At 71.5% G+C, this 23,413-nt stretch carries 22 protein-coding genes; 2 read left to right on the forward strand and 20 right to left on the reverse strand.

All coding sequences use genetic code 11. The features are described from left to right. Positions 1-36 precede the first annotated feature (36 nt). The gene (locus AB0C35_RS37775; protein WP_358466836.1) at positions 37-1,251 is read left to right on the forward strand and encodes a hypothetical protein; all 1,215 of its coding nucleotides are present in this window, start codon (positions 37-39) and stop codon (positions 1,249-1,251) included. 48 nt (positions 1,252-1,299) lie between these two features. On the opposite strand, the gene AB0C35_RS37780 is transcribed toward AB0C35_RS37775, so the two are convergent. From AB0C35_RS37780 to AB0C35_RS37840, 13 genes are all read right to left on the reverse strand, one after another. Then, positions 1,300-3,000: a GMC family oxidoreductase gene (locus AB0C35_RS37780; RefSeq protein ID WP_358466838.1), complete on the reverse strand. Its 1,701-nt coding sequence runs from the start codon at positions 2,998-3,000 to the stop codon at positions 1,300-1,302. Positions 3,001-3,119: 119 nt separating this feature from the next. After that, complete coding sequence (locus AB0C35_RS37785) at positions 3,120-3,713, reverse strand: hypothetical protein (protein ID WP_358466840.1); 594 nt, start codon at positions 3,711-3,713, stop codon at positions 3,120-3,122. Positions 3,714-3,722: 9 nt separating this feature from the next. Further along, positions 3,723-4,232, reverse strand: coding sequence for a hypothetical protein (locus AB0C35_RS37790; protein WP_358466842.1), 510 nt, complete (start codon positions 4,230-4,232; stop codon positions 3,723-3,725). Between the two features lie 16 nt (positions 4,233-4,248). After that, positions 4,249-4,740: a hypothetical protein gene (locus AB0C35_RS37795; protein ID WP_358466844.1), complete on the reverse strand. Its 492-nt coding sequence runs from the start codon at positions 4,738-4,740 to the stop codon at positions 4,249-4,251. A gap of 56 nt (positions 4,741-4,796) precedes the next feature. After that, entirely contained in the window at positions 4,797-5,363 is a 567-nt protein-coding gene (locus AB0C35_RS37800) for a hypothetical protein (RefSeq protein WP_358466846.1), read from the reverse strand. Beyond that, on the reverse strand, positions 5,363-6,628 hold the full coding sequence (locus AB0C35_RS37805) for an MlaD family protein (RefSeq protein ID WP_358466848.1): 1,266 nt from the start codon (positions 6,626-6,628) through the stop codon (positions 5,363-5,365). Before AB0C35_RS37805 ends, AB0C35_RS37800 begins: the two co-directional genes overlap by 1 nt. Then, entirely contained in the window at positions 6,628-7,713 is a 1,086-nt protein-coding gene (locus tag AB0C35_RS37810) for an MlaD family protein (protein ID WP_358466850.1), read from the reverse strand. Before AB0C35_RS37810 ends, AB0C35_RS37805 begins: the two co-directional genes overlap by 1 nt. Continuing rightward, positions 7,710-8,705 (reverse strand): MCE family protein, encoded by a 996-nt coding sequence (locus tag AB0C35_RS37815; protein ID WP_358466852.1) that lies wholly within the window; start codon positions 8,703-8,705, stop codon positions 7,710-7,712. The genes AB0C35_RS37810 and AB0C35_RS37815 overlap by 4 nt, the downstream gene beginning before the upstream one ends. Beyond that, positions 8,705-9,787: an MCE family protein gene (locus AB0C35_RS37820; protein WP_358466854.1), complete on the reverse strand. Its 1,083-nt coding sequence runs from the start codon at positions 9,785-9,787 to the stop codon at positions 8,705-8,707. Before AB0C35_RS37820 ends, AB0C35_RS37815 begins: the two co-directional genes overlap by 1 nt. Continuing rightward, the gene (locus tag AB0C35_RS37825; protein ID WP_358466856.1) at positions 9,784-10,824 is read right to left on the reverse strand and encodes an MCE family protein; all 1,041 of its coding nucleotides are present in this window, start codon (positions 10,822-10,824) and stop codon (positions 9,784-9,786) included. The genes AB0C35_RS37820 and AB0C35_RS37825 overlap by 4 nt, the downstream gene beginning before the upstream one ends. Beyond that, the gene (locus tag AB0C35_RS37830) at positions 10,821-12,095 is read right to left on the reverse strand and encodes an MCE family protein (protein WP_358466858.1); all 1,275 of its coding nucleotides are present in this window, start codon (positions 12,093-12,095) and stop codon (positions 10,821-10,823) included. The genes AB0C35_RS37825 and AB0C35_RS37830 overlap by 4 nt, the downstream gene beginning before the upstream one ends. Next, entirely contained in the window at positions 12,092-12,919 is an 828-nt protein-coding gene (locus AB0C35_RS37835; RefSeq protein ID WP_358466860.1) for an ABC transporter permease, read from the reverse strand. Before AB0C35_RS37835 ends, AB0C35_RS37830 begins: the two co-directional genes overlap by 4 nt. Positions 12,920-12,922: 3 nt before the next feature. Beyond that, entirely contained in the window at positions 12,923-13,708 is a 786-nt protein-coding gene (locus AB0C35_RS37840) for an ABC transporter permease (protein ID WP_358466862.1), read from the reverse strand. A gap of 218 nt (positions 13,709-13,926) precedes the next feature. Between AB0C35_RS37840 and AB0C35_RS37845 the strand changes: the two genes are divergently transcribed. Further along, positions 13,927-14,280, forward strand: a complete 354-nt coding sequence (locus AB0C35_RS37845) for a hypothetical protein (protein ID WP_358466864.1) — start codon at positions 13,927-13,929, stop codon at positions 14,278-14,280. A 7-nt stretch (positions 14,281-14,287) separates the two neighbouring features. Here the strand turns inward: AB0C35_RS37845 and AB0C35_RS37850 are convergent, their stop codons facing one another. The 7 genes from AB0C35_RS37850 to AB0C35_RS37880 all read right to left on the reverse strand — a co-directional run bounded on the left by AB0C35_RS37850 (position 14,288) and on the right by AB0C35_RS37880 (position 23,312). Beyond that, entirely contained in the window at positions 14,288-14,818 is a 531-nt protein-coding gene (locus AB0C35_RS37850; protein ID WP_358466866.1) for a hypothetical protein, read from the reverse strand. Positions 14,819-14,845: 27 nt separating this feature from the next. After that, positions 14,846-15,877, reverse strand: coding sequence for a lipase family protein (locus tag AB0C35_RS37855; RefSeq protein WP_358466868.1), 1,032 nt, complete (start codon positions 15,875-15,877; stop codon positions 14,846-14,848). A 341-nt stretch (positions 15,878-16,218) separates the two neighbouring features. Beyond that, a complete protein-coding gene (locus AB0C35_RS37860) occupies positions 16,219-17,370 on the reverse strand; it encodes a DUF6801 domain-containing protein (protein WP_358466870.1) in 1,152 nt (383 codons plus the stop codon). 98 nt (positions 17,371-17,468) lie between these two features. Beyond that, positions 17,469-18,908, reverse strand: coding sequence for a DUF6801 domain-containing protein (locus AB0C35_RS37865; RefSeq protein WP_358466872.1), 1,440 nt, complete (start codon positions 18,906-18,908; stop codon positions 17,469-17,471). A gap of 299 nt (positions 18,909-19,207) precedes the next feature. Further along, the gene (locus AB0C35_RS37870) at positions 19,208-20,215 is read right to left on the reverse strand and encodes a cupin-like domain-containing protein (protein ID WP_358466874.1); all 1,008 of its coding nucleotides are present in this window, start codon (positions 20,213-20,215) and stop codon (positions 19,208-19,210) included. 45 nt (positions 20,216-20,260) lie between these two features. Then, positions 20,261-21,634, reverse strand: a complete 1,374-nt coding sequence (locus tag AB0C35_RS37875) for a DUF6801 domain-containing protein (RefSeq protein WP_358466876.1) — start codon at positions 21,632-21,634, stop codon at positions 20,261-20,263. A gap of 88 nt (positions 21,635-21,722) precedes the next feature. Further along, on the reverse strand, positions 21,723-23,312 hold the full coding sequence (locus tag AB0C35_RS37880; protein ID WP_358466878.1) for a phospholipid carrier-dependent glycosyltransferase: 1,590 nt from the start codon (positions 23,310-23,312) through the stop codon (positions 21,723-21,725). Between the last annotated feature and the right edge of the window lie 101 nt (positions 23,313-23,413).

The raw sequence follows: 23,413 nt of genomic DNA on the forward strand, positions 1-23,413 counted from the left end.
CGGTGCAAATCGGGGCGTTTTCACTAGGATGCTCCCGTGCGCGCAGATCAAGACGGCCGGGAAGGGCAGCCTGCCGCCGGCGCGGAGGCTGCCGACACCACGACGGCGGCTCTCCGGATGCCGGTCGACCAGGACGACGGGACGCCGGAGGCGGTCATGATCGAGGAGCGGCCCGCGAAGGTCAGGGCCCTGGGGCAGGACGTCGAGCGGCTCGCCGGGCTGGTGGACCGGCTCGCCGAGGCCGCCGCCGCGCTGGGCGGACGGCTGGACGGCGAGGTCCGCCAGGCCCTCGACGGCGCCGAGAAGGCCCTCGCCGAGGCGCGCGGTGCGCGGCAGGAGGCCGCCGACGCCGATGAGCGGACGCGGAAGGCCGAGGCCCGCGCCGACCTGGCGCTCCAGGAGGCCGCCGACGCCCGGGAGGAGCTCGACAAGGGGCTGGCCGCCGCGAAGGCCAGCATCACGGCGGCTCAGGAGAGCGAGGCCAACGCCTGGAAGGAGGCGGGCGCCTCTCAGCAGGCCCGCGCCACCTCGACCAACGAGGCCGCCCACGCCGAGGGGCTGCGCAAGCGCGCCGAGGCGGCCTGGACCACCGAGCACCAGGCGCGTACCGAGGCCGAGAAGGAACGCGACGACCTGGCCGCGCGGCTGGCCACCGAGCAGACCGCGCTGGCCGCCGCGCGCGGCGACCTCGCGGACGTGCGCTCCGAGCTGGCGGAGGCGCGTTCCGGGCTGGAGGCGGCCGCGGAGACCGAGCGGCGGCTGCGGGCGGAGCTGAGCGTCGTCCAGGGCGAGATCGCGGGATTGACCATCGAGCGCGACACCGCCAAGGCGCGCGCCGAGGAGCAGGCCGCCCGCGCCGACCGAGCCGAGCAGCTCGCCGACGCGGCCGACGCCCGCATCGACACCGAGCGGGCGCGCGCCGACCGGGCCGTCGAGCGCGCGGACGACGCCGAAGTCCGCATCAACCGGGACGCCGCCACCGTCCGCGCCCTCCAGGACACGATCCGGTCGGCGTTGGACCTGCCGGCCGTGGAGGAACTCGACGACGGCCGCGGGGTCCGGGTCGGCGAGTCCGGCGCGGTCACCGCCGAGCCCGGCGCGATGATCAGCGTCGGCGGGGTGCCCGACCTGCTGGACGGCGAGCTGGCCGCCCGGTTCGCCCGTGCGCTGCTGGCCGTCCGCGTCCACCAGGCCACCCGCCGTCCCCGCCAGGAGGACCCGCCCGCCGACACCGGCGACGCCGAGGACTGACGGGTCAGGGACAGGTCACCGACCCGGTGAAGGCGGCATGGGGCGGGGTCAGCGGAGGGCGGCTGGGGCGTTTTCGGGGACGGCGGGTGTGTTGGGCATGACTCGTTCGACACGCACGTACGGGGAGCCGGGGTCGGGGCGCAGGTCCTTCTCGCCGCGGTTGGGCCAGTGGGCCATCGCGCGTTCGGCCTGCGCGGTGATGGTCAGGGACGGGTTGACGCCGAGGTTCGCGGTGACCGCCGAGCCGTCCACGATGTGCAGGCCCGGGTGGCCGTGGACGCGGTGGTAGGGGTCGATGACGCCGGTTTCCGGAGTTTCCCCGATGACGCAGCCGCCGATGAAATGCGCGGTCGTCGGGATGTTGAACAGGTCGAACCAGGTGCCGCCGGGGGTGGCGTCGAGTTCCTCGGCGAGCATCCGGACGGCGTCGTGGGCGACGGGGATCCAGGTGGGGTTGGGCTCCCCGTCGCCCTGGCGCGCGACGAGCTTGCGGCGGCCGAGGCGGCCGCGCTTCTCGTCGATGGTGATGGAGTTGTCGGCGGTCTGCATGACCAGGGCGATGACGGTGCGCTTGGCCCAGTCCTTGAGGGAGAGGCCGCGCAGGATGATGGTGGGGTGCCGGGCGGCCTGGCCGAGGAACTTCAGCCACCGGGGCGGGCCGCCGCCGTCGACGAGGAGGGTGCGGATGACGCCCATCGCGTTGTTGCCGGCGCCGTAGCGGGTCGGTTCGATGTGGGTCTTCTCGTCCGGGTGGAAGGACGAGGTGATGGCGAGGCCGGTGCTGTGGTCGACGTCCTTCTTGCGGTGCCACACCGTCATGCGCTCGACGCCGAGGAGCGCCTCGGAGTTGGTGCGGGTGAGTTCGCCGAGGCGGGGCGACAGGTTCGGGAGGCGGCCGGCGGCGCGCATCCGGTGCAGGAGCTGCTGCGTCCCGTACGTTCCGGCGGCGAGGACGACGTGTTCGGCGGTGAGTTTCTTCCGGCGTTTCCGCAGCGGCGAGGTGTGCTCGGTCGCGACCTCGTAGCCGCCGGACGGCAGCGGCGTCAGCGAGGTGACCGTGGTGTCGGGGACGACTTCCACGCCCGCGCGTTCGGCCAGGTACAGGTAGTTCTTGGTGAGCATGTTCTTCGCGCCGACCTTGCATCCGATCATGCAGGAGCCGCAGGCGGTGCAGGTGGTCCGGCGGGGGCCGGCGCCGCCGAAGTACGGGTCGTCGGCGTCCTCGCCCGGCTTGTCGCCGAAGAACACGCCGACCGGCGTCGCGTGGTAGGTGTCGCCGACGCCCATGCGGTCCGCGACGCGTTTCATCGCCTCGTCGGCGGGGGTGACGAGCGGGTTGACGGTGACGCCGAGCATCCGGCGGGCCTGGTCGTAGAACGGCTTCAGCTCGTCCTGCCAGTCGGTGATGTGGCCCCACTGGCGGTCGGTGAAGAACGGCCTCGGCGGCTCGTACAGGGTGTTGGCGTACACCAGGGAGCCGCCGCCGACGCCCGCGCCGGCCAGCACCAGCACACCGGCCTTGCCGCCGACGAGGTGGACGCGCTGGATCCCGCGCATCCCGAGGCGCGGCGCCCACACGTACTTGCGCAGCCGCCAGGACGTCTTGGGGAGGGTGTCCTCGTCGAAGCGGCGACCCGCCTCGATCACGGCGACCCTGTAGCCCTTCTCGGCCAGCCGCAGCGCCGACACGCTGCCGCCGAACCCCGAGCCCACCACGATCACGTCGAAGTCGTAGGCGTCACCGGTCACCGCACACCACCTTCGTCGGGAGCGAAGCACCTGAGTGTGGCCCTCCGTTTCCGTCGCGCGCCATGCACTCAGCGCAACGATTTGGCCACGCGTTTATCACTGGCATGACAACGTGCCGGTCAGCGGCCGGCGAACGTGTCGAGGGCGGCGATCCTCCAGTGTCCGCCGCGGCGGACGGCGGTGACGGTGAGCATCGCGGGCGCGTTCGTGCTCGTGCCGTCGGTGGTGCGGGTGGTCCGCTGGTCGGCGAAGACGAGCACCTCGGCGCGGTCGCCGCGGAGGGACGTGACGGCGCTGTCGGTGACGCGGGTGCTGAGAACGGTCTTCGCCTCGGGCGCCTCCGCGCGGACCCTGCCGAAGATCGCCTCGTACTGGCGGACGGCGTCGCCGGTCAGGGCGGCGCGGGCGGCGTCCCGGGTGCGGGCCGGGTCGGTGTAGTTGTAGGAGAAGACCTTGCCGATCATGTCGGCGACGGCGCCCTTGACCTCGCTGGTGGCGGCGCCGTCGGTGAGGGCGGTGTTGCGCGCGGACGGGTCGTCGCGCACGGCGTCCGCCTGCCGCAGCGCCCAGACGCCGAACGTGGCGAGGACGACGGCCACGACGCCGAGCGCGATCGGCGACGACGCGCCGGTGCGCCACCGGGCCGGGCCGGTGCGCCACCAGGACGCGTTGGCGCGCCGCCAGGCGTTGAGGCGTGTGGTGGGTGCGGCCATGGCGTCTCCTCACAAAGTGCCCGTCGGCGCCTGGCCGAGGTCGCTGAGCTTCCAGCCGGCAGGGGTTCTGGTGAGCTCGCCGATGAGGCGGCTCTGTTTCGTGACGGGGTCGCCCTCCGGCGGGGTGATGGTGATCTCGACGGCGACGAGCACCCTGGCCTTGCCGGAGCGCTGGTCCAGTTCGGCGACGGCGCCGTCCAGGACCCGCGCCCTGGTGATCGTCTTCGCCTTCGCGACCTGCTCCTCGAACGCGGCGCGGCCCCGGGTGATCTCCTCGTAGAGGTCGCTGGTGGTGGAGTCCTGCCAGGTCTTCAGGCCGGAACCGAGGTCGCGGTAGTCGAGGGTGTTGAGGTTCTGGACGGCCTGCTCCCCGGCCTGGAGGACGGTGTCGCGCGTCCGCGAGTAGGCGTGGGCGTCGTCGTGGGCGGCCGTGTACCAGGACCATCCCGCCCACGCGGCGAACAGCGCGGCGAGGACGAGCAGCACGGTCGCCGTCCGCTGGACGGTGTCGTCGGTCATGGGCGGGCCTCCGGCGTCAGGCGGACTTCAGGTCGGTGATCGTCCAGTGGCCGTGGTCGCGGCGGGCGGTCACCACGAGCTGGGCGGCGGCGGGCGTGCCGGCGGGCTCCCCGGCGCGGGTGGCGGTCTGGTCGAGGAACACCAGGAGGCGGGCCTTCTCCCCGGTCAGGGAGACCACCCCGGCGCGGACGACGCGGGTCGTCAGCGTGACGCGCTGGGCCGGGATCTGCTTCTTCACCTGGCCGAAGATCTGCCGGTACTGCTTGAGGGCGGACCCGGAGAGTTCTTGCGCGGCGGCGCGTTCGGTGGCCGCGAGGTCGCCGGGCCCGTAGGTGAACACTTTCCCGAGTGCCGTGGACACGTCGCCGGTCACCTCGGTGGTGGCCACCTCGTCTAGGACGGCCCGGTCGCGCGGGTTCTCATCTTCGCGCAGCGCCTCCGCGGCGGGACGCAGCGCCAGGGCGGCCAGTGCGAGGACGAGCGCGACCGTGAACGGTTGCCAGAGCATCAGGAGCCACTTCATCGGGCGCTGCATCGTCGAGCGCCGTTTCATCGCGCGCTGCTTCATCGGGCACCGGCCGGGATCGCGGTGAGCGATTCGAGTTTCCAGCCGGACGGGGTGCGGGCCGTCCCGGCCTCGAAGCGCTTGCGCTGGAGGGTGGGCGAACCCCCGTGGAGAGTCAGCTCGACCTGCACGGACGCGATGACCTTCGCCTTCCCGGCGCGTTCGTCGAGGGACGTCACGGCGGCGCCGGTCACGGTCGCCGCAGCGGTGGTGCGCGATTTTCCGATCTTGGTCCGGTTCTGCGGTTCGTCCCGCTTGAGCTGGTCGTGCAGCGGGCCGGTGGACGCGTCGAGCCAGGCGCGGAGACCGGCGTCCACCTCGGCGGGGTTCATCGTGTTGAGCGCCGCGATCTGCTGCCGTGCGCTCCGCAGGACGACGTCGCGCGTGTGCTCGGGTCCCGTCCGCGCGGCGGGGTCGTCCTGCCACACCGTCCAGGCGGACCAGGCGAGGAACAGCGCGGCGGCGAGGATCGCGGCCCACCCGATCAGGCCCCAGCGCGCGAACAGCGGGCGCCGGCGCTCGGCGCGGGCCGCAGTGCGTGTTTCCCGTTCGGCGGTCGTGGCCATCAGCGTCCTCCCTGGACGCCGAGCAGCCCGCTCATGGTGGACGGGCCGGGCGGCACATCCGGCAAGGCGAGCGCACCGGGCAGCCCGGCGTTGGACGACCCGGAGGGGGATCGCCCGCCGCCGAGCACCGATCCGGGACGCGCCGGAACCGGGACGGGACCGCGCGGAGCATTGCCCGCGCCGCGCACGTTGACGCCGCTCGACGGCGGCAGCGCACAGCGGGCGGCCGTGTTGAGCGCGGGGCCGGGCGAGGTGTCGAGGCCGTTGCGGTACTTCGTCCCGCCGTATCCGGACGTGCAGTTCGGCGGCTCGAAGAACGTGGTGACCATCCCGAAGTTGAGCTTCCCGTCCACCACGACCGACCTGCCCGCCGCGACGGCCGCCGGCACCTTGGCGAGGAGTTGCTCCAGCCCGTCCGACCGGGGCGCCAGCAGCTCGGACGTCGTCAGCAGGTTCGCGATGAGGACACTGAGGGACGGGTCCAGGTCGCGTATCAGCGCCCGGAACTCCCCCGCCGCGCCCGGCGCGGTGGACACGAGTTTCCGGAACGCCGGGTCGGATTTCCGGAGTTGCTCGGACAGCAGCCGCGCGTTCCGCCCGAACGACTTCAACGCGGCGGCCTCCTCGTTCTGCGTGTTCAGGACGGTCTCGGCGTCGACGATCAGCGATGTGGTCGGGCCGGCGTTCTCGTTCGCGGCGCGGGTGAGGCTCCGCGCGTTGTCGAGGAGGACCTGCAGGTTCGGTCCCTGCCCGGCGAACGCCTGCCCGAGTTCGCCGATGACGGTCCGCAGTGCGCCGGCCGGGACGGACGCGGCGAGGTCGTTGACGCTGGTGAGCATGTCCGTCACGGGCGCGGGGGTCGTCGTGGCGGCGCGCGGGATGACCGACCCGGCCGCCAGGTAGGGGCCGGAGCTCGTCGCGGGGCGCAGGTCGATGTACTGCTCGCCGAGCGCCGACCGGTTCGCCACGACGGCCCGCGTGTCCGCCGGGACCTTCGGCGCCGACTTCTTGATCTTCAGTTCGGCGAGGACGCCGTCGCCGGTCAGCCGCAGTTCCCCGACGCGTCCGACCGAGGTGCCCCGGTAGGTGACGTCGGCGTTCTCCGCCAGCCCGCCGGCCTCGGCGAGGTCGGCCCGGACGACGTAGTGGTCGCGGTATCCGATGTATCCGCCGAGGTCGGCGTAGTTGAGCCCCACGTAGCCCATCGCGAGGGCGCCGACGACGATGAAGACGAGGTTCTTGACGCGGGTGCCAACGGTGAGCATCAGTCCCCCTGGGTCCGGGCCGGGCCCGCCGGCGGCAGCGGCGGCGCGATCGGCGGGATGATCTCGGTGCCGGGACGGGCCGTGACCTGGAGATACACGTTCAGGTAGTCGCCCTTCACGGCGGGCAGGACGGCATCGGTGAACGGATACGTCAGCAGCACCTGCAGCGCGTCCGGGAGGTCGGTTCCGGCGTCGGAGAGTTTCCGCAGGGTCGGTTCGAGGGCGCGGAGGTCGGCGATCAGGTCGTCCTTGCTCTTCTGGACGGTGCCGACCGCGACGCGCGACAACTCGTCCAGCGAGTTCAGCATCCGGACGAGCGCGCCCCGCTGCTCCGCCAGCACCGCGAGGCCGGGTTCGAGGTCGTCGAGCGCGACGCCGATCTGCTCCTTGCGTCCGCGCAGCGTGGCCGACAGCCGGTTCAGGCCGTCGATCGCGTCCGTGATGCCCTTCTTGTTCGCGTCGAGGTCGCCGATGAGTTTCCGCGCCTGTTCCAGCAGCGACCGGACCTCCGGTTCGTTGCCGCCCAGCGCCCGGTTCAGCTCGACGGTGATGGTGCGCAGCTGCGCGATGCCGCCGCCGTTCAGCAGCATCGACAGCGCGCCGAACACTTCCTCGACCTCCGGGTTCCGGTTCGTCCGCGACAGCGGGATCACCGCGCCGTCCGCGAGCGTGCCGCCGCCGCCCGGGGACGGCGGCGTCCCCCGCTCCGGGGACCCGCCCGGCGGGACGTGCGACGGGCCGTCGCCGAGCTGCACGAACTTCTCCCCGAGCAGGCTCGACTGGCGGAGTTCGGCGTAGGCGTCCGCAGGCAGTTTCACGTCGCCGTTGACCTCCATGGTGACCTCGGCCGTCCAGCCGCCCTCCGGCAGCGTGACCGCCACGACCCGTCCGACGGCGACGTCGTTGACCTTCACCGCCGACTGCGGGACGAGGTTCAGCACGTTCGCGAACCGCGCCTTCACCGTGTACGGGTGGTCGCCGAGGTCGGCGCCGCCGGGCAGCGGGAGGTCCTGCACGCCGGAGAATCCGCAGCCGGTGAGGGTCGCGCCCGCGAGCGCCAGGCGGACGAGGTTCCGGCCGATCATGGCGCCGCCCTTCGCGCGCCCGCGACCGGCAGCGGCGGGCGCAGTTCGCCGAGGTTCTGCCGTCCCATCAGCGTCCGCGTCCCCGGGTCGTAGGCGTTCAGGATGTTGGTGGCGTTGAGCGGCTGGACGTCGAGCGCCTCCGCCAGCGACCGGCGCTGTTTCACCAGGAGCTGCGTGATCTCGGCGAGTTTCCCGACGTTGGCGGAGACCTGCGCCCGGTTGTCGTGGATGAAGACCTTGACCCGTGCGAGCGCCACGGTGAGGGCCTTCAGCGCCGCGTCCAGCTCGTGCCGGTCGGCGGCGAGGAACTCCGCGACGTCGGCGAGCTGCCGCTCCGCCCGCCTGACCTGCCCGTCGTTGGTCTTGAGCATGGTCGTGAAGGTCTGCAGGCCGCGGACCGTGGCGAACAGATCCTGCTGCGAACCCGACAGCGTCTTCGCCGCCTGCGCCATCCGCTCGGTCGTGGTGCGGATGTCGCGGCCGTTGCCGCTCAGGTTCTCCGCACCCGTTTCCAGGAGGCGCGACAACGCGCCGTCCTTGTTGAGCCCGTCCGGGCCGAGTTCGGCCGCCAGTCTCTTGACGCTGTCGTAGACCTGGTCGAGCTCGATCGGCGTGGCGGTCCGCCCGGCCGGGATCACGGTGCCGTCCGCCATCTTCGGGCCGGCGGTGTAGGCGGGCGTGAGCTGGACGTACCGGTCGGCGACCAGGCTCGGCGCGACCGCGACCGCCTTCGCGCCGATCGGGACGTCCACGCCGTGGTCGACGGTCATGACCGTCCTGACCTGGGTTCCCTCGGCGCGGACGGAGTCGACCGTGCCGACCTTCACGCCGAGGACCCGCACGTCCGAGCCCGCGTAGACGCCGACCGCGGTGGTGAAGTAGGCGGTGATCCGGGTGCCGTCCGGCCGCTGCGCCACGACCAGCGCGACGGCCGCCGCGACGGCGATGGCGACCCCGGCCGCGATGAGGGGCGCGCCCAGCCTGCGCAACATCACTGCCCGCCCTTCTTCTGCGGCATGCAGCCCTTGTCCGGGGGCGTGCTGCCCTTCGGCAGGTACTCCTTGGGGACGAGCCCGCACAGGTATCCGTCCATCCAGCGGCCGTTGCCCAGCGTGTTGCCCAGCAGCCGCGTGTACGGGCCGGCCGTTTTCAACGCCCTGTCGAGGTCGTCCTGGTTCTTCTGCAGCAGGTCGGTGACGCGGCCGAGCGCGCGGAGCGTCGGGTCGAGCTGCTCCTGGTTGTCGTCGACGAGCCCGACGATCTGCCGGGACAGCGCCTGCGTCCCGGTCAGCAGCGCGTGGATGGCCTCGCGGCGGCGGCGGATCTCGGCGAGCAGCAGGTTCCCGTCCCGCAGCAGCCCCTCGACGCTCGCGCTCTGGTCCGCCATCGTCCCGGTGACCTGCCGGGTGCCCGCGAGCAGCCGCGCCAGCTCCGCGTCCCGGGACGAGATCGTCTTCGACAGCGCGGAGATGCCGTCGAGGGCCTTGCGGACGCTCGGCGCGGTACCGGAGAACGTCGTGGAGATCGCGTCGAGCGACTCGGCGAGCTTCGCGGAGTCGATCCGGCCGACCGTCCCGGCGAGGTCCTGGAACGCCTCGGTCACGTCGTAGGGGGACGTCGTCCGGTCGAGGGGGATGCGCCGGTCCGGGTCCTGCTCGTGCGCGCCGAGCGGGTCGACGGCGAGGAACTTGTCGCCGAGCAGCGTCTTGATCGCGATCGCGGCGGTGCTGGCGTTCCCGATCCAGGTGTCGCGGACGCGGAACGCGACGGTGACCTTCGCGCCGTTCAGCCGGACGCCGGTGACCTCGCCGACCTTCACCCCGGCGACGCGGACCTCGTTGCCGGGGCGCAGCCCGGCGGCCTCGCTGAAGTCGGCGGTGTAGCGGGTGCCGCCGCCGATGACCGGCAGGTTCTTGGCATTGAACGCGAGCAGCCCCGCCGTGACGACCAGCGCGAGCGACACGACCGCGACGGCGATCGGGTTCCGCTCCCGCACGGGTTTCAGCCGCGGCCGCCCGCCCTTGCGGGGCCGCCCCCTCGCATCCCTCGGCCGGCTTCGCTCGTTCTCGGTCATGCGCCGCACCTTTTCGCCGTCAGGGGGATGCCGGTGGGCGGCGGGTGCTCCTCGCCCGGGTACTGCTTGTAGGTGACGCCGCCGAGGTCGGCTTCGCAGAGATAGAGGTTCAGCCACGACCCGTAGGAGCCGATCCGGCCGATCGCCGCCATCTTCACCGGCAGCAGCCGCAGGAACGCGTCGACCGTCGGGGACTCGTCCGCCAGGTTCTCCGACAGCCGGCCGAGCTGCTCGATGTCGCGTTTGAGTGGTTCGCGGCCGTCCTTGAGGAGGCCCGTGGTGGTACGGGCGAGATCGTCCAGCGCGCCGATCGCCTCGCCGATCGCGGTGCGGTCGGCGGCCAGGCCGGACACGAGCCGGCGCAGCGTGGAGATCAGGTTTCCGAGGTTGTCGCCGCGTCCGTTGATGGTGTCCAGGACGGCGTTCAGGTTCTCGACGACCTGCCCGATGACCTCGTCCTTGTCGGCGATTCCGCTGGTGAGCGACCCGACGGTGGACAGCAGCCCCTCGACGGTGCCGCCCTCGCCCTGCAGCACCTGGATGATCGACCCGGCGAGCCGGTTGACGTCCTGCGGCGACAGCGCCTGGAAGAGCGGCTGGAAACCGTTGAACAGCTGCGTCAGGTTGAGCGCCGGGGTCGTCCGCTCGACGGGGATGGTCGAACCGGGCGTGAGCGTCCCGGTCGCGCCCACGCCGCGCTCCAACTCGACGTACCGCTGCCCGATCAGGTTCAGGTACTTGATCGTGGCGGTGGACGCGGCGGGCAGGCGGTGACCGCGTCCGACGGAGAACGACACGAGCGCGACCCGGTGGTCGACGACCTCGATGCCGGCGACCCGGCCGACCTCGACGCCCGCGATCCGGACGCTGTCGCCCTCGCGGAGGCCGGACGCGTCGGTGAACCGCGCCTTGTACGGGACGGTGTCGCCGCCGCCCGCCCGCGTGATGCTGAGCGCCAGCATCGCGGTGGCGACCACGGTCACCGCCACGAACGCGACCGACTTGACCAGCGGCGCCGTAAGGCCCTTCTGCTTCATCGGACCCTCACCTCCGTGCCCCGGAAGACCGGGCCGGCGAGGACGGCGCTCCAGTCGGGCAGCGCCTCGGGGACCTCGTTCAGGCCGGGTGCGAGCAGCTCGTTGACGAGGCGGTTCTCCTCGGGCGAGTTGGGCAGGCCGAGCGCGCCCGGGGCGACCGCGACCGGCGTGTCCGCGTCCGGCGGCGCCGACTTCACGGCCCGCCCGCCGGCACCGGCGGCCCCGCCCGCCGGGTAGCAGTGCGGGCCGCTCTTGTCGGTGTATCTCGGACGGTCCCTGCCGGGCACGTACCGGCCCTTGGACGGCAGCGTGATCACGTTCACGTGCAGGCCGGGCCGGCCGGTGCCCTTGCCGAGGACCTCGTCCATCACCGGGACGAACTCGGTCAGCATGCGCAGCGTGCACGGAAACTCCGGCGAGTACTTCCGCAGGAGTTCGAGCGTCGGACGTCCCCGCGCCGTCAGCCGGATGAAGTTGCCGGAGTTCTCGTGGAGGAAGTCGGAGAGGTTCTGCGAGGCGTCCGTGACCGACGCGTACAGCATCGCGAGGTCGTTCTTCTGCGCGGCGATCGACCGGCTCGTGTAGCTGAAGTCGTTCAGCGCCTGGATGATGTCGGGCGCGGCCTCGTCGTAGTGCCGGGCGACCTCCACGAACCGCCTGATGTCGCGGTTGAGCGCCGGCAGGTGCGGGTTGATCTTCTTGAGGTAGGCGTCCAGCTCCACCATCGTCCGCCCGAGTTCGGCGCCGCGTCCGTCCAGCGCCTGCGCCATGGCGGTGAGGGTGGCCGCCAGCTCGGCCGGCTGGACGGCGGTGAGCAGCGGATACAGGTTGTCCATCACCCGCTGGAGCTCGATCGCGTTCGCCGACCGGTCCTGGCTGATCACGCTCCCGGCGGTGAGCCGCGCCTCCGCCGGGCGCTCGGGCGGGATCAGCGCGACGAACCGCTGTCCGAACAGCGTCGTCGGGAGCAGCTGCGCCGACACGTTCCGCGGGAGGAGCCGCACCTTGTCCGGCTGGATCGCCAGCTCCAGCGTCGCGACCCCGCCGTCGGACGAGATCTCGCGGACCTCGCCGACCACCACGCCGCGCAGCTTCACGTCCGCGTGCGGATGCATCTCGCTGCCCGCGCTCGCCGTCTCCAGCGTCACACGGGCGACCTCGGTGAACCTCTTGTTGTAGACGGCGACCGACAGCCACACCAGCAGCGCCGGGACGAGCAGGAACACCACCCCGGCGAGCCGCCTGCGCAGCAGGCCGTCCCCGGCGTTCATCCCGCCACCTTCACCGTCGTGTTCGTGCCCCACACGGCGAGGCTGAAGAAGAAGTCGCTGACGCTGATCAGCACGATCGACGTGCGGACCGCGCGGCCGACGGCCTGACCCACCCCGGCGGGTCCGCCGGCCGCGCGGTAGCCGTAGTAGCAGTGCGACAGGATCACCAGCACGCTGAACACCAGCACCTTGAAGAACGACAGGATGACGTCCACGGGCGACAGGAACAGCCCGAAGTAGTGGTCGTAGGTGCCGGCGGACTGCCCGTTGATTACGACCGTGACCGTCCGGGACGCCAGGTAGGCGCACAGCAGCCCGATCGCGTACAGCGGGACGATCGCGACCGCGCCCGCGATGATCCGCGTCGTCACCAGGTACGGCAGCGACGGGATCCCCATCACCTCCAGGGCGTCCACCTCGTCGCTGATGCGCATCGCGCCGAGCTGCGCGGTGAACCCGGCCCCGACCGTCGCCGACAGCGCGAGCCCCGACACGACCGGCGCGATCTCGCGGGTGTTGATATAGGCGGACGCGAACCCGGTGAACGCCGACGTCCCGATCTGCTGGAGCGCCGAGTAGCCCTGCATGCCGACGACGACGCCGGTGGCGAGGGTCATCGCGACCATCACCCCGATCGTCCCGCCGATCACGCCGAGGCCGCCGCTGCCGAACGCGACCTCGGCCAGCAGCCGCTGCACCTCCTTGCGGTAGCGGCGGGCCGCCCGCGGCGTCCACAGCAGGGCCTTGACGTAGAAGGTGCCCTGGTCGCCCGGCTGGTCCAGCCACGCGAACCAGCGGTTCGGCCCGGCTCGCAACACGGCCATCGCTCAGCCTCCCTTCGGCGGGACGACCTGCAGGTAGATCCCGGTGATGACGAGGTTGAGCAGGAACAGCAGCAGGAACGTGATGACGACCGACTGGTTCACGACGTCCCCGACGCCCTTCGGCCCGCCCTTGGGGTTCAGGCCCCGGTAGGAGGCGACGATGCCGGCGACGAACCCGAACAGCAGCGCCTTCGCCTCGCCGACGTAGATGTCGGGGAGCTGGGCGAGGGCGGAGAAGCTCGCCACGTACGCGCCGGGCGTGCCGCCCTGCAGCAGGACGTTGAAGAAGTAGCCGCCCGCGACGCCGACGACCGAGACCAGGCCGTTCAGCAGGACCGCGACGGCGACGCAGGCGAGGACGCGGGGGACGACGAGCCGCTGGATCGGCGAGACTCCGAGGACCTCCATCGCGTCCAGTTCCTCACGGATCGTCCGGGCCCCGATGTCGGCGCAGATCGTGGAGCCCGCCACCCCGGACACCAGCAGCGCCACGATCATCGGGCTGGCCTGCTGGATCACCACCAGGACGCTGGCGGCGCCGGTGAACGACTGCGCGCCGAACTGCTGGGTGAGGGAGCCGACCTGCAGCGAGGTCACCGCGCCGAACGGGATCGACACGAGCGCGGTCGGCAGGATCGTCACGCTGGCGATGAACCAGAACTGCTGGACGAACTCGCGGAACTGGACCGGCCGCCGGAACATCATGCCGAGCACGGTGGCGCCGAGCGCGAACATCCGCCCGGTTTCGCGCAACGCGCCCAGCGGATATCCGATGACGGAACTCGCCATGATTGACCTCCCTTCCCATTCACGAAGCTACTTGCCGGTAAATTCTGCCCGCAAGACGCGGAGCGCCACCAAATTCACGATGCGGCGTTTTCTATCCGCCGATGACATATTCTCGGCCGGCCGCCGCGATTGTTTTGCGCATTGGAAAACCCGGGGCGGGCGGACGCGGCATGCCGTCATTGGATATCGTCGAGGCCCCCACGACCACTGGAGCCCCAATGAACCGACGTCATCTGGCGGCCGTCCTGCTCGTACCGGCACTGGCGCTCACCGCCTGCGGCGGCGACGGTGACGGCGCCGAGCCGACCGCGACTCCGCAGCCGACGAGCAGCCCGTCCACCGCCCCGCCCGCCGGCGGCGACGGCTCGTCCACGGGCGGCGGCTCCGGCACAACGCCTGGAACGCCCTCGGCCGTCCCGACCGAGGTCGTGAACGCGTTCGTCGAGTGCATGCGCAAGCAGGGCGTCAAGGTCCCCGACGACGTCAGCACATGGCAGCCGAACCCGCAGGACGGCCGCACGCAGAAGGCCCTCATGGCCTGCATCGGGCGTTCCGGCGCGCCGTCGTCCTGACCGCGGATCAACTCCCCTGCGACTTGCACGCCGGGGCCTTGTCGAACGCCGCGTTCAGCTTCGGGTCCTTGCGGAAGTCCTGCTCGGGCCCCTGATAGGCGCCGTATTTCCCGAACGCCTTCCCCAGCTGGCCGACGGCCCGCTCCAGCGACTTCTTGTCGGTCACCTTCGCCCGCTCCAGGTTCCGGGACGCGGTGGTGACCGTCGAATGCGTGCTCGTCAAATTGCTCATGGCGGTCGTGAACAGTGCCTTGCCATTGCCGACGGGTGGGGCGCCGAGCCCCGCCAGACCCATTTCCAGCGTCCGCATCCGTTCCGAGATGCCTTCGAGAAGCTTGACGAGCGACGCCTTGGACTTCAGCACACTGGCGTTGTCCAGTTTCGGCACCTGAAGCGGGGTGCCCTTCGTCAGGACACCGCACGCCTTCCCCGCCCAGGCGACCTCCGGGCCGTCCTTCTTCTCCTCCGAACCGCATCCGGCCACGGAGCACGCGGCGACCGAGGCCAGCGCCACTCCGGCAATGAATCGCCGAACCATTTCTTTTCTCCTTTTTCGACTGGGCGTTCAGCAGTTCGGGGCGGCGGCCTTCCCGGCGAACCGGTCCGCGAGGAAGGCCATCGCGTCCTCGTTGCCGCGGTAGACGAGCGTGATGTGGCCTATCCCGTCCCAGGTCTTCCAGGTGACGGGGACGCCGAGCGCGCAGTAGCTCTCGCGCAGCTCCTCGGCCTGCCCGAACGCGACGATCTCGTCGGCGGTCGAGTGGTACTGGAACACCGGGACCGCGACGGGCTCGGTGCCGAGCCGGTTCTGGGCGACCCGGTTCAGCCACGCCTCCGTCGCGAACGGGCTGGTGGTGAAGTAGTCCGGGATCGTCTTGCCCTGGTGGTCGAGCAGAAGCTCCAGCGTGCAGCCGTTCCCCTCGAGCCCGCTCACCATGGCGCGGCCGGCGTCGTTGAGGTGGGACTCCAGGTTCAACTCGGGGTAGGCGTTGTCCATGCCGATCATCGAGTAGAGGAGGAACCCGAACGGATCCTTGCCCTCCAGCGGCAACCCCACGGAGGCGAGGTCGGCCGGCACTCCGCCGCCGACGACCCCGGTGAGGTTCAACTCCGGCGCGTACCCGGGCTGCTTCTGCCCCGCCCACATCGCGGCGGCGCCGCCCTGCGAGTAGCCGCGGAACGCGACCCGGGCGTACTGCGACAGGCCCGCATCGGGCAGCCGCTGCGCCGCGCGGACGGCGTCGATGACCGCGTAGCCCATCGAGTCGACCACGTACGTCGTCGCGGGGTTCTCGTGGTAGCCCTCGTAGTCGGTGACCGCGACCGCGTAGCCCTTCGCGAGCATCTCGTTCAGCGCGGCCTGCTCGTAGAACGCGCCCTGGTCGATGAACCTGGACGGCGCGCAACGGAACGCGGGCCCGCTGGTACCGGGCCCGAAGCCGACGATCGGGGCCTGCGCCGCGTCCGCCTTCTTCGGCACCAGCACCATCCCGGTCACCGCCACCGGCTCCCCGAGCGCATTCGTCGACAGGTACATGACCTGCCACGCGTCGGCGAGCACCCGCGCGGCCGGCGGCCCGGCCTTCGCCGGCCGCACCCGGATGACGTCCCCAGGCGCCCCCGCCGGCAACGGCGCCGGCGGAGTATAGAACGCATCCCCACCCGGCCCGGAATCACCAAACGCCACCCCACCAGCCACCCCCACAGGCACCCCAGCGGGTATCGCGGCAGGCGTTCCGGCGGGCATCGCGGCGGGCGTGACGGTGGGTGTTCCGGTGGGGGCCTTGGTGGGGGGTGTGGCGGAGGCGGGGGTGGTGGGCAGTGAGGTCAGCAGCGCGGCCGCCGTGACGCACAGGAGGAGCCCTCGGGTGAGTTGCGGCCTCCGGTGAGGGCGGCGTGCCGCAGGTGGACGATGGGCGGCTCGGCGGAGGTGGGGGGTCACGGCACACGCTCCTTCTTGGTGAGCGTCACGTTGATCTCGTTGTCCGGGCCCGTGACGGAGGAGCCGAGGAGGCCGGTGAGCGGGCCGCAGCCGGTGAGCGCCGGGAGGTCGTAGGTGCCGCTGAGCGCGCCGCCCGTGTTCGGGTCGAAGCCGGCCGCGGAGGTCAGCGTGATGCCGGACGGCTCAGACGTCCGGCATTCCTCGCCGCCGCCGATCGGGACGACGCCGAACACCTCGAACGCCGGCAGCCTGATGATCACCTTGGACGTGGTGGTGAGCACGCCGTCCATGTAGGTCCCGGTCGTCCCGCCTTCGGGGGCGAACGCGACGTCGGCCGTCACGGGCAGGAAGCCGAAGACCTGCAGTTGGGCGGTGGAGGGGTCGAGCGTGAGGTCCGCGGTGATCGCGTTGCCGGTGAGCTCGGCGTCCAGGCCGCCGGTCAGCGGGACGGTTCCACCGGAGGCCTTGATCGTGGACGAGCCCTCCAGCGCGAACGCGTACTGGGTGGGTTCCTGCCCGCCGTCCAGCACGATGCCGAAGTCGGCGAGGACGTTGTTCTGCCCGGGGTCCTGGGTGCACTCGGACTCGAAGGTGCCGAGGCCGGACGCGCCGCCGTCGTCCGTCCTCGGGGTCAGGGTGAGAACGAGGTTCCCGACGGTGATCTTGGCGGGCCCCACCTGGGTGAAGGTCAGGTCGGGTGCTTTGCCCCGGCCCTTCACCGTGAACGCGCCGGACGCGGGGATCGGTGTCTTCTCCAGGACGGAGTCGACCGCGACGGGGAGGCCGCCCGGCATCTCGGGCACGGTCAGCGTCGCGTCGGCGAGCGCGTTCCCCTCCAGCGTCACCGCGTACAGCGCGGCGAGGCCCCGGGCGGACTCGGCGTTCACCGTCGACACCGAGTCGACGACGATCCCCGGCATCGCCTCGCCGACGACGACCTGGTCGGGAACGTCCGCGGTCAGCTCCACATGGACCGGCTGCGGCCCGAGCAGCGGGAACGTGCAGTGGTAGTCAAGCCCCAGGGTCACCGGCTCCGCGGCCGCCGGGCCCGCGCCCGCCACGCCGGCGAGGCTCGACGCCAGCATGGCGGCGGACACGGCGAGGGCCGCGCCGGCCCTGCCCTTCGTTCTCTTCTTCTTCGTTCGCACGTGTCGGCCTCTCGGGCTGCCAGGGGCGGGACGGGCCCCCGCCGCACGTCCGGTACGGCGGGGGCCGCGTCGCATTGACCGTCAGCTCATCGCCGCCGTCACGCCTTGGGCGTGAGGGTCAGGTCGATGGTGTTGCCGTCACCGGCGGTGAAGAGGTTGAGGATGCCGGTGAGCGGCCCGCAGTTCTCGATGTCGGACAGCGAGTACGCGCCGCTGATGTCGCCGCCGGCGTTCGGGTCGAAGAACTCGCCCTCGGCCGACTGCAGCTGGATGGTGGACGGCTCGGCCGTCTGGCACTCCTCGCCGCCGCCGATCGGGATGGCGCCGAACACGCTGAACGACGCCAGCTTGGTGACGACCGTGCTGTTGGTGGTCAGCTGGCCGTTCTTGTAGAGGCCGGTCGTCGGGCCCTGGGTGACGAGGCCGATGTCGGCGGTCACCGGCAGGAACCCGAGGACCTGGAAGTTGCCCTTGGTCGGGGCGATCTGCAGGTCCGCGGTGACGTCGCCGGTGTTGAGGTCGAGTTCCGCGGCGACGGAGCCGGTCAGCGGCGCCGTGCCGTTCGCCGCCTTCACGAAGGTCTCGCCGGCGAGGCTGAACTCGTAGTGCTCACCGCCGGGGGTCGGAGTGGGGGTGGGCGTGGGGGTCGGCGTGGGGGTGGGCGTAGGAGTCGGGGTGGGGGTGGGGGTGGGAGTCGGCGTGGGGGTAGGGGTGGGAGTCGGCGTGGGGGTGGGCGTAGGAGTCGGGGTGGGGGTCGGGGTGGGCGTAGGCGTGGGGGTGGGAGTCGGCGTCGGGGTGGGCGTAGGAGTCGGCGTGGGGGTGGGCGTGGGGGTAGGAGTCGGGGTCGGGGTCGGCGTGGGCGTCGGGGTCGGGGTGGGCGTAGGGGTGGGGGTGGGGGTGGGGGTGCCGTCGGTGATCTCGAAGGTGGCGAACGGGGCGTCCTGGCCCGGGTCCTTGGTGCACTGGACGTTCTGGCCGCCCTCCCACACCGGGGTGCCGTCGGCCTTCCTCGGGTTGATGCGCTGGACCATGTCCCCGACGTGGATCTCGCCGTGGCCGGCCTGGGTGAAGACCAGCTGCGGGGCGGCGCCCGTGGCGATCAGGTCCCACTCCGCGCCCGCCTCCTGCGGGATGTCCGTCTGCGCGATGACCGCGTCGACGGCCACCGGCAGCTGGGGCATCTCGGGCACCGACAGCATCGCGTCGGCCGTCGCCGTCCCCTCGATGGTGGTGGCCCTCACCGCGCGGAGACCGTTGGTGATGGTCCCGGTGATGTGCGCGGTCGCCTCGATCTGGAACGCCGGGGTCATCTCGCCGACGGGGATCTCCGCCGGGATGTCCGACCGGACGTCGACCGTGAGCGGCTGGTTGCCGATCAGCGGGAAGACGCAGTGGTAGTTGATCGTCTGGTGGACCGGCACCGCCGCGGCGGGGGCGGCGCTGATGACGCCGAGCGCCGACAGGCCGAGTCCGCCGATGGCCGCGACCGCGAGGCCCCTGGCCGAGCGCCGGCCGCGCCTGCTGAGCTTGTCTTCCATTTTCTGCCTTTCGTCGGAAGGGACCGAGTGGCGAAACTGCGAACCGAAAGCTACCGACCGGTACCGGGGGTGTCTTTACGGTCCGCTGACAAATTCGAAGACAGTTACACTCACCGGCTCAACATGAATCCAAGGTCATTTTCAAAAGCCGAAAACGCGCGGAAAATGACATTTTCATAGAATGCCTCGGCGACCGGCGCTCGCCGGATGACAACAATTGCCCAACCGCGGGCCGGACGCCGATTCAGCGGCCGAGAATTTGTCATCCGGCGATCGTTTTCCGGTCGCCGCGCGGATACTCAGAGGTGCTTGTACGTCGTGTAGTCAGACGCGAAGTCGTTGTAGCGCTGGAAGTTGGTGAAGCTCATCGTGATCGTGGCGTCCAGGCCCTCGACGTAGTGCCACCAGCCGATCGGGATGAACAGCAGCTCGCCGGGCGCGAGCGTGCACTCCAGCACCTGCGCCTTCCGCATCGAGGGGAACCGGTCGTAGTCGATCGCGCTCGCGTCCACCTCCGAATAGCAGTGGACGGTGTTGTAGATGAACGCAGTGTCGTGCAGCGGCACCATTTTGATCTTCTTGCGGCCCATGACCTGCGCCATGAAGTTGTTGGTGAGGTCGTGGTGGAACGGCGTCTTCGTCCCGGGCGGGCCGAGCCAGAAGAAGCTCCTGCCCCGCGCGTCGCCGTCGAGATACTCACCGAGCGGGTCGATGTCGTCCCACAGGACGTCCAGGGCCTCCTGGTTGCGGGACGTGTTGTTGGCCGTCATGTAGAAGTCGTTCGTCGTCCCGGCGGCCTCGACCATGTCGACGTACTCGCGGAACGGCATGAGCTTCTTGTGCTGCGGCCCGTTGATCTCGTAGTTCTCGTCGGACTCGCGTCCGAACTGCACCTCGACCTCCTGGTCGCCGCAGGTGGCGCGGAGGTACCCGAGGTCCCATTTCGTGCACGCGGGCCACGACTTGAGCATCCCGGTGATGATGACCGGGCGGTTCTGGAAGTAGTACTCCTCGAAGAACTCGTCCCGCGAGAGCCGTTCCCGGCGTTCGATCTCACCGCCGGCGGCGCGCATCCGGGCGAGCCGGCCGTAGACGGTGAGGGTCCATTCGCGCTTGCGCAGCCGGTTCGCGATCCGGGACGCGCCCTGCACGTACGGGCTGGCGAGCGCCCCGGACACCTCGCGGGCGGCCTCCTCCTCGGTGAATCCGTTCTTGACCAGGACCGGGCGGATCGCTTCCGGCGGATTGCCGAGCAGCAGGTTCTCGGCGATCCAGCGGCGCCAGTCGTCCTTCGGGCGTGTGGTCACGGCATTGCTCCTCTCTTCGGCGGGCGGCTCGGCTCGGCGGAGCGGTCAGCCCGGATTGCGGGACGGCTGCGGAAGTACGGGCGGGCAGCTGATGTCGGCGAACGGGATGCAGGTCGACCCGAGCGTCACGCGCAGCAGGTTCCCGGGGCCGGCGACCGAGCCGTTGAGCAGCGGGTCGAGGTCCTCGCCGACGCCGCATCCGCGGAACGCCGGGACGGTGAAGGTCCCTTCGACCACCCCGCCCTGCAGGATGTTGGGCATCTGTCCTTTGAGCGTGATATCGGCGTCGGTGGCCGTGCGGCAGTTCGCGCCCACGTCCAGGGGTGTGCCGTTGACCTTCACGTCGCGGATCCGGATCGACATCCGCATGTGGGCGCTGACCGACTGGATTCCGGTCTGCAGGTCGCTGACCGCGTCGAACGTCCCGTAGTCCTGGGGCCCGTCCGGGTCACCGGGTTTCAGGGGCCGCTGCGTCATCTCCATCGTCGCGGTGGTGGGCATGAGGCCGAACGTCAGGAAGGTGGACGTCGACCGCAGCGGCGCGACGAACCGCTGCCGTACCGAGGCGCCCGTCTTCGTGATCATGTAGATCATGTTGGTGAGCGCCGGTTCGGCGAGCTCGGGGTCGTTCAGCACCGTCGCACCCTTGAGCTTGGCGACGTTGGAGAACCCGGACAGGTAGACGCAGCCCGGCATCCAGTCGTCGGTCGGCCCGGTGTAGGTACCGCACTCCGGGGGCGTCCCGCCCGGGGCCTCGGCGGCGGGCGGCCCCGCCTCGGGCGCTGCGGCCGTCCTCGGCGCCGGGGCCTTCCCCGCCCGCACCGGGACGGTGGCGAGCGTCAGATCCTGCTCCCCGGACGGCGAGCACGTGGCCGCCAGCGACGTCGCGTCCTTGCGGGCGCCGCCGTTCTCGTCGCGCGGATCGAGCGTCAGCGCCAGATCCCCGGCCGTGAACGTCAGGCCGCCGGTTCCCGCGGACGTCACCGGCGGGACGTCGCCCGACGCGGCCAGTTCCAGGTCGGCGCCCTCCGGCAGCGGCGTGGACGGCGTGGTCAGCCCGTCCCACACCACCGGCGTCGACGTTCCGTTCTGGGTCGCGGTCGTCTCGAGCCGGGCGGTGCCCGCGACGGAGGCGCCGCCGAGCGCCGTCACCTCGGGGAGCGCGGCCTCCGGGATCGTCAGCGTCGCCGTGACCCGACCGGGCCGGACCGCTTCGCCGGCCGTCCCCTCCTCGGGGAACGTCCCCCGCACCCGGACGCCGACCCCATGGGACGACCCGGACGGGAACCGGCACGTGTAGCTCAGCGCCGCGTCGGCCTCCTGTGCCGTCGCGGTACCGCCGGGCAGCGACCCGGACACGACCGTGCCGAGCCCGATCGCCGTCACCGCCCCCAGCGCCCAGCGGGCCCGGATTCTCATGGTCGGTCACCTCTCCTGAAGCTGCGCTCATGCGGACTCACCGGTCACGAGGCATCGGGCATCGGGGTCTGGGGTCATGGATCACGGGTCACGTCCAGCCGGGGAGCCACAGGCGTGCGAGCCGCTCCGCCTCCGGGAGCGCCTCGCCCGTGAGGATCGGATGGAGGTAGAGCAGGTTCGCCGCGACGACCGCGAGGTAGGCGGCCCCGGCCGCGCGGATCACCGTGCGTTTCACCGGGCTGCCGCGGTACGGGACGAAGATCCCTTCGTAGAGCAGGACGATCGCGAGGATCGCGAACGGCAGCATCTGCAGCGCGTACGTGGAGTACATCGTCCGGCCGTCGAACGCGGCCGGGATCCACGGCAGCAGGCCCGCCAGGTAGCCGCCGATCACGGCGGTGGCCCGCCAGTCCCGGAACAGGACCGCGTAGACCGCCATGGTGAGCAGCGCCGCGATGGAGAACCACCAGATCGCGGGCGTGCCGAGGTGGACGACCTCGCCGACGCACTTCGCCGCGTCACACCCGTCCTGCCCGCGTGGAACGGACGTGCGCCACATGACGGCCGGATGCCCCAGGTAGGGCCACTGCCACGGCCACGACTGGCCGGGGTTGGGGCTCGTCACGCCGCTGTGGAAGTCGAGGGTCATCGCGTGGTAGTGCCACAGCGACCGGAGCGGGTTCAGGAACGTGGGCCAGACGTCGCTCGGATGGAGGTCGGCCCAGTCGCGCTGGAACCCGGGGAACGTCCGCCCGAACAGGGCCTTCTGCAGGCCCGTCCCGGACGCGAACCACCCCCACCAACTGCACACGTAGACGACCCCGGCGACGAGCCACACTTGGAGGAGGGAGGGCGCCATGTCCAGCTTCAGCATGCCGCGCCACGGGCGGGCGACTCCGGCGTCCTTGCGCGCGTTCCGGTCCCAGATCAGGGCCAGCGCCCAGAAGAGGAGCATCGCGTAGACGCCGGACCATTTCGTCCCGCAGGCGAGCCCGAAGCAGACCCCGGCACCGACCCGCCACCCGTGCCTGACGAACGGCCCACCGGACCTCGCCCCCAGGGCCGAGCGGGTCCTGTCGCGGTCGATGAGGAGGCAGCCGAACCCGGCGAGCAGCCAGACGAGCAGGAAGATGTCGAGCATCGACGCCCGGCTGGACACGAGCCACGACCCGTCCAGCGCCAGCAGCAGGCCCGCCGCGCAGCCGAGCACGGTCGAGCCGGTCAGCCGCCGCGCGATGCGCGCCAGCAGCAGCACGGCGAGGACGCCGGCGACGCCGGCCGCGAAGCGGAAGCCGAACGGGTCCGAGCCGAAGACCGCCATCCCGGCGGCGATGAACCACTTCCCGAGCGGCGGATGGGCGGCCCACTCCGCGCCGCCCGCCAGCCCGGCGACCGGCCGCCCGGCGAGGAAGTGGCCGTTGGCGGGCTCGCCGTCCGTCCCGACGTTCCAGTTGTGCTCGACGCCGTAGTGCAGGAACGCCCAGGCGTCCTTGGCGTAGTACGTCTCGTCCCAGATGAGCGCGTGCGGGGAGCCGAGCCGGTGGAACACCAGCATCCCGGCGAACGCCGCGACGGCGAGCGGGCCCAGCCACCCGTAGAGCGACGCCCGCAGCCGATCCTGGCGCGCCAGGACGTCCGTCGCCGGCCCGGCCCTGTCCACCGCTACCGAGGCGGCCAACGCACTCCACCCCCTCGATCGTCACGGTCAGAGTCAAGGACCGTAATGAACGTCCGGCTCCGGATAAATCGAGTCCGTGACGAAGAAGAGGGCGCGATTCA

The sequence above is a fragment of the Spirillospora sp. NPDC048819 genome, assembly GCF_040650055.1.
Lineage (GTDB): Bacteria > Actinomycetota > Actinomycetes > Streptosporangiales > Streptosporangiaceae > Spirillospora.